The 356-nt window shown below is 39.3% G+C and carries 1 protein-coding gene; it reads left to right on the top strand.

Annotated features, from left to right (window positions below; translation table 11 throughout):
• Positions 1-356, top strand: a 356-nt coding sequence (locus tag ACODS7_RS32855) for an FtsK/SpoIIIE domain-containing protein (protein ID WP_488828761.1), incomplete at both ends; no start/stop codon positions are given.

Raw genomic sequence — 356 nt, 5'->3', positions numbered from 1 at the left:
CGCATCTTCTCATTGCGGGAGAAACAGGTTCAGGAAAAAGTAGTATGGTGCGAGTCATCTTGTCTACATTGATTCAAACCATGTCGCCCGATACCTTGCATTTGTACCTAGGCGATTTGAAAAATTCAGAGTTTCATTTCTTACGGCGAGTCCAACATGTAAAAGAAGTATGTATGGAAGAAATCGAAATGAACATCATGCTTCAAAAGGTATGGAATGACATCAGGGAACGTAGAAAGCTCATGGCAACATATGAAGTAGATCATATTGACGAATACAACAAATTACATCCGGACAAACGGAAACCCTATATTCTCCTAGCAATTGATGAAGTAGCGATGCTACAAGATGAAAAA

The organism is Bacillus sp. FG16, assembly GCF_057809515.1.
This window is presented reverse-complemented; position numbering and strand designations above follow the sequence as displayed.